The 13,815-nt window shown below is 61.4% G+C and carries 13 protein-coding genes; 7 read left to right on the top strand and 6 right to left on the bottom strand.

Annotated features, from left to right (window positions below; genetic code table 11):
• Window positions 1-117: 117 nt before the first annotated feature.
• The gene (locus tag HNQ50_RS00505; RefSeq protein WP_184096462.1) at window positions 118-1,014 is read left to right on the top strand and encodes an NmrA family NAD(P)-binding protein; all 897 of its coding nucleotides are present in this window, start codon (window positions 118-120) and stop codon (window positions 1,012-1,014) included.
• A gap of 9 nt (window positions 1,015-1,023) precedes the next feature.
• Here the strand turns inward: HNQ50_RS00505 and HNQ50_RS00500 are convergent, their stop codons facing one another.
• On the bottom strand, window positions 1,024-2,535 hold the full coding sequence (locus HNQ50_RS00500; protein ID WP_184096460.1) for a hypothetical protein: 1,512 nt from the start codon (window positions 2,533-2,535) through the stop codon (window positions 1,024-1,026).
• A 193-nt stretch (window positions 2,536-2,728) separates the two neighbouring features.
• Here HNQ50_RS00500 and HNQ50_RS00495 point away from each other — a divergent pair, with 193 nt between their 5' ends.
• The gene (locus HNQ50_RS00495) at window positions 2,729-3,148 is read left to right on the top strand and encodes a VOC family protein (protein ID WP_184096458.1); all 420 of its coding nucleotides are present in this window, start codon (window positions 2,729-2,731) and stop codon (window positions 3,146-3,148) included.
• Between the two features lie 31 nt (window positions 3,149-3,179).
• Here the strand turns inward: HNQ50_RS00495 and HNQ50_RS00490 are convergent, their stop codons facing one another.
• The 4 genes from HNQ50_RS00490 to HNQ50_RS00475 all read right to left on the bottom strand — a co-directional run bounded on the left by HNQ50_RS00490 (window position 3,180) and on the right by HNQ50_RS00475 (window position 6,580).
• A complete protein-coding gene (locus HNQ50_RS00490) occupies window positions 3,180-3,395 on the bottom strand; it encodes a hypothetical protein (protein WP_184096456.1) in 216 nt (71 codons plus the stop codon).
• A gap of 208 nt (window positions 3,396-3,603) precedes the next feature.
• Window positions 3,604-3,849: a hypothetical protein gene (locus tag HNQ50_RS00485; RefSeq protein WP_184096454.1), complete on the bottom strand. Its 246-nt coding sequence runs from the start codon at window positions 3,847-3,849 to the stop codon at window positions 3,604-3,606.
• A gap of 23 nt (window positions 3,850-3,872) precedes the next feature.
• Window positions 3,873-5,891 (bottom strand): T6SS phospholipase effector Tle1-like catalytic domain-containing protein, encoded by a 2,019-nt coding sequence (locus HNQ50_RS00480; RefSeq protein ID WP_184096452.1) that lies wholly within the window; start codon window positions 5,889-5,891, stop codon window positions 3,873-3,875.
• Window positions 5,888-6,580, bottom strand: a complete 693-nt coding sequence (locus tag HNQ50_RS00475; RefSeq protein WP_184096450.1) for a DUF3304 domain-containing protein — start codon at window positions 6,578-6,580, stop codon at window positions 5,888-5,890. The genes HNQ50_RS00480 and HNQ50_RS00475 overlap by 4 nt, the downstream gene beginning before the upstream one ends.
• A gap of 392 nt (window positions 6,581-6,972) precedes the next feature.
• Between HNQ50_RS00475 and HNQ50_RS00470 the strand changes: the two genes are divergently transcribed.
• From HNQ50_RS00470 to HNQ50_RS00460, 3 genes are all read left to right on the top strand, one after another.
• A complete protein-coding gene (locus HNQ50_RS00470; RefSeq protein WP_184096448.1) occupies window positions 6,973-7,401 on the top strand; it encodes a YciI family protein in 429 nt (142 codons plus the stop codon).
• 54 nt (window positions 7,402-7,455) lie between these two features.
• Window positions 7,456-8,748 (top strand): RNA polymerase sigma factor, encoded by a 1,293-nt coding sequence (locus HNQ50_RS00465; RefSeq protein ID WP_184096446.1) that lies wholly within the window; start codon window positions 7,456-7,458, stop codon window positions 8,746-8,748.
• Window positions 8,749-8,962: 214 nt separating this feature from the next.
• Complete coding sequence (locus HNQ50_RS00460) at window positions 8,963-10,579, top strand: methyl-accepting chemotaxis protein (protein WP_184096444.1); 1,617 nt, start codon at window positions 8,963-8,965, stop codon at window positions 10,577-10,579.
• Window positions 10,580-10,610: 31 nt separating this feature from the next.
• Here the strand turns inward: HNQ50_RS00460 and HNQ50_RS00455 are convergent, their stop codons facing one another.
• Window positions 10,611-11,537 (bottom strand): DMT family transporter, encoded by a 927-nt coding sequence (locus HNQ50_RS00455; protein ID WP_221302925.1) that lies wholly within the window; start codon window positions 11,535-11,537, stop codon window positions 10,611-10,613.
• A gap of 355 nt (window positions 11,538-11,892) precedes the next feature.
• On the opposite strand from HNQ50_RS00455, the gene HNQ50_RS00450 reads away from it, so the two are divergent.
• Together HNQ50_RS00450 and HNQ50_RS00445 are read left to right on the top strand one after the other, a co-directional pair.
• The gene (locus HNQ50_RS00450) at window positions 11,893-12,798 is read left to right on the top strand and encodes a LysR family transcriptional regulator (protein WP_184096440.1); all 906 of its coding nucleotides are present in this window, start codon (window positions 11,893-11,895) and stop codon (window positions 12,796-12,798) included.
• 299 nt (window positions 12,799-13,097) lie between these two features.
• Window positions 13,098-13,709 carry a DUF4142 domain-containing protein gene (locus HNQ50_RS00445; protein ID WP_184096438.1) on the top strand — a complete coding sequence of 204 codons (612 nt, stop codon included), beginning with the start codon at window positions 13,098-13,100 and terminating at the stop codon, window positions 13,707-13,709.
• Window positions 13,710-13,815 lie beyond the last annotated feature (106 nt).

Genomic DNA, 13,815 nt, shown 5'->3' with positions numbered 1-13,815 from the left:
GCCTGGCCACGCGGGCCAAAACAATCATCCTCTTCTGCGCAGCTTCATCCATACCCGCTCATCTGCCGGCGTGGTGCGCTCTACGATGGTGGCTCATCCATCCGCGAGGAGACTTCCATGTTTGTCATTTTTGGTGCCACCGGCAAGGCCGGACACATGACCGCCACCACCTTGCGCCACGCCGGCCTGCCGGTGCGGGCCGTGGTGCGCAACCTGGAACAGGCCGTCAGCCTCAAACAATCGGGCTGCGAAGTGGTGCAGGCCGATCTGACCAACGCCGCTGCTGTCGCCCACGCCATTGCAGGCGCTTACGCCGTACAGATCCTCTGCCCGGTGGTGCCGGCAGATGATCCTCACGCCAGCGACACCATGCGCCAGATGATCCAGACGGCTGCCGATGCCCTGCGGCGCACCCCACCGGCGGTGGTGCTGGGTTTGTCTGACTTTGGCGCAGAGCTGCCGCAGGGCACCGGCATCACCATGTTGTTTCATGAACTGGAGCACCAACTCAAAACCATCCCTACCCGGCTAACCCTGTTGCGCTCGGCCGAGCATTTGCAGAACTGGGCGCGCGTGCTGCCGATTGCGCTGGCCACCAATACCCTCCCCAGTCTGCATGCGCCGCTGGATCACCCGTTTGCCACAGTCTCTGCACATGATGTGGGTCTGGCCGCGGCGCAGTTATTGCAGCAAGAACCCGCCAACGATCAGCCACACATCGTCAGTATTGAGGGGCCACGCCGGGTGAGTGTGGAAGACATCGCCCAGACCCTGAGCGAGTTGGCCGGCCGCCCGATCAAGCCCTACGCCGTGCCCCGGGCTAACTGGCCGGCCATGCTGGCGCGGGGTGGTCACAGCGCGGATTACATCCGCCTGATGAGCGATTTGTACGATACCCACAACGCCGGCGGCATTGATGTGGAAACCGGCGCGGGGGAACACTGGCATGGCCAGACCACCTTGCGCATGGTGCTGGGGGCCTTGCTGGCCCGCGCCACGGTGCCCGCGCCCTGATTGCAGCGCTCAGCCCAGGTCGCGCGGATTGGCCGACAACAACACCAGTCCGTGCACCTTGCGCAGGTTCTGATCGGCATCGCCCTCATCCGCGCTCATGGTCCGCGGCGTTTGTTGTAACAGGCCCAGCAAATCCAGCGTGCGGGCATTGTGTGTTGGCGTGGTCTGGTCGGCCATCACCTTGTTTTTGACCACCTTGGTCTCGTGCAGGCTCTGGTCCGCCGATTGCGCCACTCTGGCACTCACCATCTGCCCGTTTTGCATAGCCAGGTCTGCCTGGCTCTGGGCACTGTCATCGACCTGGTCAAAATAGTAGTTTTGTGAATCCGGGTCCGTGGTCAGCCTAAGCTGTGTGCCGGCCACCAGCGGCCGGTGCCAGGCCGCCGTCAGATGCGTTTTCTGCGTTTGCGAGAGGGTGTGATCCAGCATGGTGTTGCCCTTGAGGGTGGTGCTTTGCGATGCAGTCCACTCAAACTTGTCCACCTCATCCAGGTGCAGCGGATTGGAGCTCACTGGCGTATCGGTAATCGACGCCGTGAAATCGGACAAGCCAGTCAGCATGGCGTGCTCGCGGTCATCCAGCGGCAAGTTCAGATTGGTGGCCCCGGCCTTGCCATTGAGCGTGGTAAAGGCGTCTTTGAACAAGTTAACCAGTGCCGGGTCGCCGTGACCACGGCTGGCCGCATCGTCCAGTTGCTTGAGCATATTGGCCACCGCCGCCGCGCGTTGTCCGGCAGAACCCTGAATCCCCATGATATTGCCGTTGTTCACGCTCAGCGCCATTTTGCCCTGCGGCATGCTGACGTTAACCGAACTGGTCTGGCGATCCAGATGAACCCTGGCGGACACCCCCAGGGTAATGCCTTGATGGCTGTCCAGTTGCAGATCCACCGACTTGAGTTGATGGGTGTCGTAACCGGCCAGACCCGCCAGATCAAGCCGTGGCGGCTGCTGGCTCAAACCATCCAGCGCATTCTGGAAACCATCGGCCAGGCCGGCAATGGCGGCGCGTTCTTCATCGCTAAGTTTGCTGTCACTACTGACCTGGATATCCATCCCGTCAGCCTGGCTGTCGATACTGAGTGTGACCAGGGTGCCGCTATTGGTCTTGATCTGCAGCGAGACCCCCGCACGCAAACCGTTGCCGCTGCTTATGCCATCGGTGTTTTGTACCTTCACGCTCTGGCTGTAATTGCCGCTGCCGCTGCTAAACCCATCCAGCAAGGCCGCGCCCAGGCCCTTGAAACGGTCGGCCAGCGTGTTGCCCATGAAATGCTTGCCCATCAGGATGGATACCGGGTCTTGCACGGCATTTTTCCAGACCAGTTGCGAACTCAGCCCAGGGTACAAGGTGCCTTGCGCCGAATAAGTCTGACTATCCACGCCCGCCTGGGACGTGCCCAGATTCACCATGACAGAGGGCTGGCTTGCCAGGCTCAAAGTCGCCGCCTGTGTGTTGGTTGGGGCAAGCGTGGTCTGAACGGGTAACAGGCTGGTAGAAATGGGGGCAATAACCGTCATGGATAGAATCCGGGAGGCGTTGATACATGAAGATACAAGCGTCAAACAGGCTATCGGCAGCGCATGGCATTTCTTGAAGCGCGGGCCGCCAACACCGCTTGAACCCGCCCCACATTTTGCTGCTCTTGCCCTCCTCCGCGACATCCGTTGCAGATCAGCTAAGCTGGGCCAATTCAATCATCCTGTATCCACCATGCGCCCCCGACTCAACCTTGTTTTGCTGGGTGTGGCCGACGTCGCCCGCGCCACTGCGTTTTATCAAGCCCTGGGCTGGACATTGGCCGCCACCAGCCATGCCGGTTTTGCCAAGTTTGATCTGGGCGGCGTGGTGCTGGGTTTGTTAGCGCGTGACGCCATGGCGCAAGACTGCAACAGCGCCACGCCTCAGGGCCATGGCTTTGGCGGGATGGCACTGGCTTATGTGGCCCACCAGCCCGCAGAAGTGGCCCAGACGCTGGCACTGGCCGCAGCGGCCGGCGGCAGCATCGTCAAACCGGCCACGGAAAACGCCTGGGGTATTGCTGGTTATTTCAAGGACCCGGACGGACACCTGTTTGAAGTAGTGTATGAAGACGGTTGGGTGTTTGATGCCACAGACCACCTGGTGGTTTGAGGCGGTTTGGTCTGCCGCCTGACATGCCGTTTTATTCCGCCGGGGGTTGCCGGTGATGGAACACCGGGTCGTTCTCGATATGCCCATCCGGCAGCACAATCCAGTCATACAGTTCCGGGTAACCCGGCTGGCTGATCTGGGCGGCGGTACACCAGTCCGGCAGATACGGCACGCCGGGGCGCCGCCCGGTGGCCGGGTCAACCGGTAAAATCAACCGCGGTGCAGACGGGCGGCTGGTGACGGCCACTTCGACATGACCATCCGGATAGAAGTGGGTTTCGAAGTAGGCCGGCGCTTCACCCGGGGGGACGTGGATGTCGGAGGCTGTGAGGGAGACGGTTTGCTCTCGCCATAATGTACGAACGTCATCATGCCGCCAGCCGGTGTAATCCCCAATTTGCGTATATCGACACCCCTCCCCTCCCCATTGAATCTTATATTGCTTGGGTAAAGGGTTATGGATTCCGAACTGGGTACAACAGGTAGTGCCCCCGCCCCCGGCATGGGCGTTGCTGACATAAACATTGCCCCCCCCCCGCGCCGTTGACAGAGTAAGTGTCGATATAGCGGTCGGTGTAGTTGTAGGCAATCAAGCCCAGGCTGAACCAGGTTTTGGGTTGAGGGGGCGTGTCTGCAGGCGTGGCACACGCGCTCTGGCTCAGCGCGGCGGCCAGCAGCAGGGTAAGGGGGGTCAATTGCATGATAAAGGGCTCCAGGGGCGGGGTTATACGATGGCGGTACGGGTCTGCGCCACGTCTGGCTGGCGCTGGCCAAAGAGGGACTTGAGGTCTCCACCCAGGTAATGGATGCGCGGGTCAGAAGGCAGCGTGGCGTCGCCCGCAAAACCCGCCAGAGAGTCATGCACGTACCGGTCAAAAAAGTCGGCAATTTGCGCTGCGGGGCCCTGCTGCCGGGCAACCAGGTCTGCCACGGCCACCAGCCGGGCGTAGTGCGGGCGCAAGGGCGGTTTGCCGGTCGGCGCGTTGTAGGGGTCCGTCAGGTAGGCCAGGTCTTTGAGCAGGGCCCGGTCATACACTTGCAGGGCGGCAGAGAACTGGCCTTCGTATTTGGGCAGGGCTTCCAGCCGGGCGTGGATGCGGTTCCACGGGTCATTGGCGGTACGCCATTCACGTTCGGCCTCGTCCAGCTCGTCCCAGGCTTTGCCCACCGCTTCATGCGTGGGCGACCGGCCCGAGCACAGTTGCGCAGCGCGGTCCCGGCAGTCCTGGTAACGGTTAACGGCCTTGAGCCGTGCCGGGTTGCTTTCTTCGGCATCCAGTTCCGCCTGAATGCGCGCATGCTCGGCCTTGTACTGGGCTTCTTGCTGGGCAATCGCGGCCAGTTGGGCGTCCCGGCCGTGGGCCATGCGCCACAGCCGCCAGTGTTGCCAGTGCTGCATCTGCGTGTTGACCAGTTGTCCGAGTGGGGCAGAGGCATTGGCAAGACCGGTGAGCTGGCAGTATTGGTTGAAGTCCTGGATGAGTTTGCTGTCTATAACAAAGTCCCGTTCAACAGTAAGGTCATGAAGACTACCCAGCTTTTCCAGGGGCACGCCAACTGAGACCGCTGTCTGATACATCGCATACAGCGTGATCTGGCTTAATTTCGAACCATCATCAAGGCTCTTGCCCTGCTCTCCAGCCCGATACCCGCCCCCCACATCACTGTGCGAGCCCGGATACACCACTTCGGTACAGTTGTCCGGGTACACCGCCCCTACCCGCACTGAATCCAGCGGGAAGGAATTGCGGATTTCATGCGCCGCCACCAGGTGCAGGCACTGCGCCACAAACGGGCGCGGCGGAATGGCCAGGCCATAGTCCTGGACCCAACTGCCGTGGCCGTTGGTGCCGTCCCCCCAGGTGCCCTGCACCGGGTTGGCCCCGGCGGCCTGCCCCCAGGCAATGCGTTGCAGGCCGTTGCCGGTTTCAGCAGGCAGCCCACTGTCTGCCTTGCCCATGTGCCGGGTGGGGGTCTCGCCACTCAACCGGCGCTGATCCAGGGTGTGGCCCAGCCAGCCGGTCAGAGACTGACCGCTGCTGTTGGCACTGGCGCTGGCAGGGATGCCCACCGAGGCCACGGTATCAAACAACCCCATGAAATAAATGCGGATGGGCACCTGGGCGCCCTTGATATCCAGGCTGCGGTTACCGTGTTCATCGGCCTTGCTGCGCTGCTGCAACAGGTTGGCAAAAGCGCGGGCCTCTGTCGCCCCGCGGGAGAAGCCGAACAGCGCCAGGTCTATCTTGCGAATTTTCCAGGGGGCATAGCCGGCCTGCCCGCGTTGGGGGTCCCCCCCGGTCAGCACGCGGGTGATTTCGGCAAAGGCCCATTCCAGCCGGGCCTCGCCATACCGGGCAAAACCGCTGCCCAGGTTGCCACCAGGGTCGCCAATGTCTGCCATATAGGTGCCCAGACCGGCCACGTAAATTGCAAAGTGGGCGGCCACCGAGTCGTTGAGCGGATGAGCACGAAATAACCGGGCCACGTTGCTGTGTTTGCGGCTGGGGAGATCGGCATCCATATTGTTGCCGGTGCCATCAAAAAAGATGGCCAGTTTCACGTCATGGCAGCACAGGCCAAAGTCTTCGCGGTTGTACGGCGTGCCCGGCCCTACCGGGGTCTGGGTCTGGGCGGTCAGCGCGCCGTGGGCCGGGTTAGCCACCGCATCATCGGCGCTGGTCTGCAGGGCCGCGGCGGTCTGGCTAAGCACCAGGGCATCGTTGGGTGTGGTATTGGTCATGGTTCATTTCTCGGCAGGGCGGGCGCAGGGGGGGTGTTGTGGTGATTGAATACCGGGTCGTTCTCGATCAGGCCGTCTGGCAGCACAATCCAGTCATACAGTTCCGGGTACCCGGGCTGGGTAATCTGGGCGGGGGTGCAACGCTCCGGCAGATAGGGCACACCGGGGCGGCGGCCGGTGTCGGGGTCAATCGGCAGGATCAGGCGCGGGGCAGACGGGCGGCTGGTCACCGCCACTTCCACATGACCGTCCGGGTAGAAGTGGGTTTCGAAGTAGGCCGGTTCTTCACCAGGCGGGACGTGGATGTCGGCAGCGCTGAGGGAGACTGTTTGTTCGCGCCACAGGATGCGCGCATCATTGCGCCGCGTACCATCGTAGCTGGAGACTTGGGTATAGCGGCATTCGTCCCCACCCCATTGAATACGGTATTGCCTGGGCAGGGGGTCTTTAAGGCTGAAGCCGCTACAGCAAGTGGTCTTGCTCCCCCCTGCGCTGGAGCGACTCAAAAACACATTGCCGCCCCCCGCCCCATTCACGGAGTAGGTATCTATGGTGCGGTTGGTGTAGTTGTAGGCAATCAAGCCCAGGCTGAACCAGGTTTTGGGTTGGGCTTGGGGTTCCGGGGGGTTGGCACAGGCAGTCAGTACGGGGAACAGACAACACAACAACCAGGCGTATGGATATTTCATGCGGGGGCCTCGGATACATTGGCATTCACGAGGCTGCGCCAGGGCGTCAGGCCGCCTCGCTGATAACAGACGGTCTGATGCTACGCGGGCGAGATGGTCGGTAAAACACCGTAAAAATCACCAAGAAAACGCTGGATTCCGCCGCAAACCCGCAAGAATGTAATGTGCACTCTCCATTACGAGTATGCCGGTTGGCCCGCAACGCTTGCGCAAGCGGCAGCAACATGGTCTAACCTGCCCGTTCCGGGCGGGCGTTTTGCGGTGTAACGCGCCTGGCAAAAAAATAATCGTCGAGCATGTCGATGCTGTCGTGGCTGGTTCGTCGTCCCCATAGATGCCGGAAAAACCACGCGGCCAGCGGCGTCCCAACCTCAATCTCAAGGAGCTTCATCATGCGTTTTATGGTTATGGTCAAAGCCACTCAGGAATCTGAAGCCGGCACGATGCCGGAAGAAGAATTGCTCACCGCCATGGGCAAATACAACGAAGAACTGGTCAAGGCCGGCGTGATGCTGGCCGGTGAAGGTCTGCAACCCAGCGCCAAAGGGGCGCGTATCCGTTTTTCTGGCAAAGAGCGCACCGTGATTGATGGCCCGTTTGCCGAGACCAAAGAATTGATCGCCGGCTTCTGGATCATGCAGACCAAATCGCTGGAAGAATGTATTGAGTGGGTCAAGCGCTCGCCCAACCCGTTCCGTACGGACAGCTATATCGAAATCCGCCAGGTGTTTGAAGCCGAAGATTTTGGCGACGAATTCACGCCAGAAGCCCGCGCGGCAGAAGAGCGCATGCGTGAACAAATGGCTAAACAAGGCCACTAACTGGCGGGCTCAGGGCGGCCGCCTGGCCGCCCTGTTTGCTGATGGAACCCTGTTGTGACCCAGCTTGCTACCCACCGGGCCATTGAAGCGGTCTGGCGTATTGAATCTGCCCGCATCATCGGCGCGCTGACCCGCATGCTGCGGGATGTGGGGCTGGCCCAGGAACTGGCGCAAGATGCGCTGGTGATTGCACTGGAAAACTGGCCACTCACCGGTGTACCCGACAACCCGGCGGCCTGGTTGATGACAGCCGCCAAACACCGGGCGCTGGACCGGCTGCGCCACCACAAGCTGCAACAACTCAAACACGCAGAGCTGGGCCGGGATCTCTCTATTGAACGGGAACTGGCCGCGACTGACCCCATCGACGCGCTGGATAACCCGGTCGATGACGACGTATTACAGCTGTTGTTCATCGCCTGTCATCCGGTCTTGCCGCCGGAAGGCCGGGTGGCCCTCACCTTGCGCTTGCTGGGCGGGCTATCGACCGATGAAATCGCCCGGGCTTTTCTGGTGCCCGAACCCACCATCGCCCAGCGCATTGTGCGGGCCAAACGCACCCTCTCTGCCGCGCAAGTGCCGTTTGAAATGCCACAGAAAGACGCCCTGCCCGAACGGCTGGGTTCCGTGCTGGCGGTGATCTATCTGATTTTCAATGAGGGCTACGCCGCCACCGCCGGCGATGACTGGATGCGCCCGGCGCTGTGTGACGAGGCACTGCGGTTGGGGCGGATTCTGGCCGGGCTCGCGGCCGATCACTCAGAGGTTCACGGTCTGGTGGCGCTGATGGAAATCCAGGCCTCCCGCGCCCGCGCCCGTATAGATGCCCACGGCCAACCTATCTTGTTACTGGAACAAAACCGGGCGCGCTGGGATCACCTGTTGATCCAGCGCGGCCTGACCGCCCTGGACCGCGCACGGGCGCTGGGTGGCTTGCTGGGTCCGTATGCACTGCAAGCCGGTATTGCCGCTTGCCATGCCCGCGCCCGCACGCCAGCGGAAACAGACTGGCAGGAAATCTGCGCCCTCTATGATGCCCTGGCGCAGGTCTCGCCCTCCCCGGTCGTAGAACTGAACCGTGCCGTCGCCGTGTGCATGGCCTTTGGCCCGGAGGCAGGTCTGGCCGCGGTGGAGGCACTGCAAGATGAACCCGCCTTGCAGCGCTATCACCTGCTGCCCGCAGTCCGAGCGGATTTTTTGTTCCGTCTGGGCCGCTTTGCCGAAGCCGCGGTGGCCTTTGAGCGCGCCGCGTCACTGACCCGCAATATTCCGGAACGAACGCTACTGTTGGCCCGCGCACAGACGTGTCAGCATAAATTGTTGCCGAAACCTGACACCATTGGCTAAGTGTCACCCACCTCAAAATCCGCCTCTACCCCTTTAGCTGCAAAGGTTTCAACTGTTTTCAACGCGAATTTGTTACAGTCACATTTCAAATGTTTTGCTTAAATGCGGAGCAAGCCGCTCCAGCGGATTATGCTAAAAATGCTACAAAGCAAAGGCCGGCATCGCGTCGCCAGAACGTCGGGCCGACCGGACATGCCAAACAGGGGATTTTGAAATGACTTTGAAGAAGAAGGCCTGGGGCCTGACGACTGTTGTGCTGGTGTTTTTGCTGGGCATGATGCTCGTAGGGCTGTACGTGCTGCGTAATGCCAGCGACCAGGATAACCGCGCGCGGATCAAGCAGTTGGTGAAAACCACTTACAACACCATCGTGCAGATGGAAAACGCCAGCGCCAGCGGCAAAATGAGTGAAGCCGACGCCAAAGCCCTGGCGGCGCAGATTCTGCGCGAAAACAAGTATCACGAATCCGAATACGTCTACGTCACGGATGACAAACTGGTGTTTGTCGCCACCCCGCTGGACCCGCAACTGGTGGGCACCAGCTTTAACGATTTCAAAGACTCCAAAGGCAATAGCGTCGGGGCGATTGCCGCGTCCGCGCTGGATAAATCCGGCGGCGCCATGACGGACTACTGGTGGGACAGCAAGCGTGACGGCAAGGTGGTTGATCTTTTGTCGGTCGCCGTGCGCACGCCCAAGTGGGGCTGGGTGGTGGGAAGTGGCATCAGCTTTGCCGAAGCCGATGCACGCTTCTGGAGTAACGCCCGTTGGCAGGTCATCATCTGCCTGGCGATGGCCGCCATTATCGGCGCCATCCTGATTATCGCCGTGCGTGGCCTGACCAGTGCACTGGGTGGTGAACCGGATCAAGTGGTGAAACTGGTGTCCCGTGTGGCGGCGGGCGATCTGACCAGCAACCAGCGCATCAATGCGCCATCCCGCAGTATCCTGGGTGAAGTGGAACGCATGCGCCAGTCGCTCTCCACCGTCATGTCGGACATCCAGACCGATGCGCGCCAACTGGAGCATCACGCGTCATCCATTGCCAGCGCCAGCCGCGAGATTTCCAACGCTGCTGGCCGCCAGACCGATTCCACATCGTCCATGGCCGCTGCCATGGAAGAACTGACGGTCAGCATCAACCACATCTCCGACAACACCGGCGACGCGGAACAGACCTCCCGCATGGCGACAGAACTGGCCGCCGAAGGCGTCACCCAGGTCAATGAAGCCTCCACCGCCATGGGCAATATCGCCGGCAGCGTATCGCGTGCCTCTGGCCAGATACGCAATCTGGATGCCAAATCCCGCGAGATTTCCAGCATTGCCGCTGTGATCAAGGAAATTGCCGGGCAGACCAACTTGCTGGCACTGAACGCCGCCATTGAAGCCGCCCGCGCTGGCGAACAAGGTCGCGGTTTTGCGGTGGTGGCGGATGAAGTGCGCAAACTGGCCGAGCGCACCAGCAGTGCCACCGTGGATATCGAAAAAATGCTGGCCGATGTGCAGACCGAGACCGACTCCGTCGTCGCGGTCATGGATGAGGCACTGCCGCAGGTGGAGCATGGCGTTGACGTCGCGCGCCATGTGGCGGAATCGCTCAGTCGCATTCATGGTGGCGCCGAAGCCACGCTGGGCCGCCTGAATGAAATGGCCAGCGCCACGCGGGAACAAAGCGAGGCCAGCAACAGCATTGCCGGCCGCGTGGAAGATATCTCCCGCATGGTGGAAGAAACCACGGCGTCGATTCACCGCGCGACCGATACTGCCGGTGAAATCGAAAACGTCGCGGCACGGCTGAACCAGATGGTGGGCAAGTTCCGGCTGTAAGGCGCCCTCTTCCCACCATTACCGGGGCATGTCACGTTGTGGCATGCCCTTTGTTTTGCAGCCACGGCCATTTGATCAAACCCAACCCCAGCACCACGCCGGCAAAGGCAATCAAACCGCCCACCGCGTGCCAGGCATACAGGTGTTCGCCCAGCAGCAAGCACGCCAGCAACGCCACCAGCATGGGCAACAGGTTCAGAAACAGCGAGGTGCGCGCCACGCCCAGCGCGCGGATGCCCTGCATCCAGCAAAACGGCGCCCCCAGCGATGCGGCAGTACCCGCGTACAGAACCAATGGCGCATTACCGGCCGCCAGCGGTGTCATCGGCCCGGCCAGCCAGAACGGCAGCACCAGCAGCGCGCCAATGCTGGCCTGCACATAGAGTTGCGTCCAGGTCGGCAACGCAATGGCCCAGCGTTTGTAGAGAATCCCGTAAATCACGTTGGACGTGACCGCAACCAGCATCCAGACATCCCCCACGCCAAACTGGCCGTGCAGCAATTGCGCCGGTTGCCCATGCGTAACCAGCACAATCACCCCGCCAAATGACACCAGCGCGCCGACAAGGCGGTACACCGGCAAACCTTCATGCGCCAGCAAACCCGCCAGCACGGCGGACAACAGCGGTGCCAGCATCAGCATGACGCTCATGTTCACTGCGGACGTGTGATGCGCCGCCACATACGCCAGCCCCTGATACAACGCCATCCCCAAGCCACCCAGCACCGCCAGCTTTGGCAGGGACCTGGCAATGGACGCCCGGCGGGCCAGCACGCCCGGTAACACAAACGGGGTCATCACCAGTACGGCGAGGAGCCAGCGATAAAAGGTGATCGAGGCCGGATCAATCTGGGTCGCCGCGGCCTTGCTGACAATGGTATTGCCGGACCAGATCAACACCGCACCCAACGGTGCAAACCGCGCTAGCGGGTGAATGGTTGTCGCAGAAGGAGTCATGACGCATCGCGGTGAGGATTCTGTAGATGCGTTGATTGTGGACGGCATGCATAGATGCAAAAACTGCAATATGATTAATTGATGCGTGCACCGTTTGCACTGGTTGAGCCGGCTTGTGCGCCGTAGGGTGGATTTGCATAGCAATCCACCGCTGCCATGGCGGATTGTCGCTGCCGCTCCGAATCCACCCTACGGATGGCGGGTCGGGAATGACGAGGTGGTGGGCGAGCACCCAACTATTCTTGCACACAGTTGATTTCCATCCGGTCTACGCCGTGGCGCTTTACCACAAAGTGAGTGCAATCACCGCCCTTCCGTACCAACAACCTGACCCATTAACCCACCTATTAAAACCATGCCCCGCCTCGACCTCAACACCCTCATCGACCTGGACGCCCTGCTTACCGAAGGCAGCGTAGCCGGCGCAGCCCGGCGGCTGAACATCAGCGCGCCGGCCATGAGCCGGCGGCTGGCGCATCTGCGTGACGCGCTGGGAGACCCGCTCTTTGTACTGGCGGGCCGCAAACTCGTCCCCACAGAACGCGCGCTGAACCTGCAAGAACGCGTGCGCGCCGCAGTGGAAGACGTGCGCGGTTTGCTGGTACCGCAAACGCTGGATCTGGCCACCGTCAAAGCCACCCTGGTGCTGCGCGCCAATGACGGCTTTACCGGCGTCTGGGGTATCCGCCTGGCCGAGCGGCTGGTGGCCGAAGCCCCCGGCGTGCGCTTGCGCTTCATGCCACGGGCAGAGAAAAATTTTGAGTTTCTGCGTAGCGGCTCGGCCGATCTGGAGCTGGGCGTACTGGACATTGATGCGCCAGAAATCCACAACCGTGCCTTGTTTGATACGCGTTTTGTCGGCGTGGTGCGCCAGGGGCATCCGCTTATCGTGCAAGGTCGGCCGGTCACGGTGGATGACTTTGTCCGCTGGCCGCACATTGGGGCATCGCGGCGCGGACTGGCTTGCGGGCCGGTCGATGACGCGCTGGCGGTACTGGGCGCGGAACGCCGGCTGACGGCCGTGGCACCGGGCTTTCAGTCCGCGTTGACCATGGCGTGTGCCTCCGACTTCATCGCCACGGTGCCGGAAGTCTTTGCCCGCTGGACGGCTCCGACACTGCCGCTGGCGATCTTCCCCTTGCCGGTCAGCACGCCGGTCGTCCACGTCACCATGGCCTGGCACCCGCGTCGCCACGCCGACCCCTTGCACCGCTGGCTGCGTGAACACGTGCTGGCACTATCCCGCGAACTGACCGCCTGAGCGCGTCTTACGCCACGTAGGATGCACGCCGATAGTGTCATCACCACAGCAGGGGCAGGATAAAACCGTGCTGATCGACGTAAACACCGTTTTGCGATGGCGGTGCGACCCCATGACGTTGCGATGCGCCTTTCAAGGGGGCCGGATGGTCCCCGCTTTTTAGCCTCCACGCGCCCTTGCCAGCAAACACCGACAGCCCTTGCCGCACATTCAGCCACGCAGGCAGGCGCTGGTCCGACATCACCCTTGCCATGCCCCGGTGCATGCTGAGTGCATGCTGATCTGATACGGAGAACGCTATGCACCCTGTCCTGTCCCCCACCCTGGCCGCTTTGCTGGGTCTGTCTTGTACCCAGTTGTATGCGGTCAATGATGCAGCATCACGCGGTGGCATTGTCGAGCGCGAAGCCGCCACTGCTGCCAATGCCCGTCTGGCACCGGATGACATTGTCTTTATCGACAAGGCCGGTGCCGCCGGCAATGCGGAAATGACCACCAGCAAACTGGCGCTCAAACAAGCCAAGGGTAAAGATGTGCAGGATTTTGCCGGCCATATGATTGAAGATCATCAGCAACTGGCCGACCGGCTCACCCGCCTGGCGCGCGGCAAAAAGCATGACCTGCACCCGCAAAACAGCCCCGACCTCAAGGCCGAATTAACCCGCCTCTCTGGCTTGAAGGGCGATGCGTTTGATGCCGCGTATATCCAGTACCAGGTGGCAGCGCACCAGGATGCGGTACATCTGTTCTCGAAGGAAGCCGAATCTGGCAATGACCTGGACGTGCGGCAATTTGCTGCGCAAACACTGCCCCTTTTGCAAGCGCACCTTCACGCCATCCAGCAGATTTCCGCGCATCAGTTACGCTCCGTCAAACCGTTGCCCAACGATAAAAAGCCGGCGGCGGGTTGAGGCGCAGGTGAAGGACTGCCAAGGTGACGAAATACCCGACATGACAAACCCCGACTGCGCACAAACGATTTGCGGGGGTTGGGGCTGGGGTTGGGGTTGCTTTTGA

It is taken from the genome of Silvimonas terrae (assembly GCF_014202765.1).
Classification (GTDB): Bacteria; Pseudomonadota; Gammaproteobacteria; order Burkholderiales; family Chitinibacteraceae; genus Silvimonas; species Silvimonas terrae.
The sequence above is the reverse complement of the archived record's forward strand: the minus strand, read 5'-3'. Positions and strand labels throughout refer to the sequence as shown.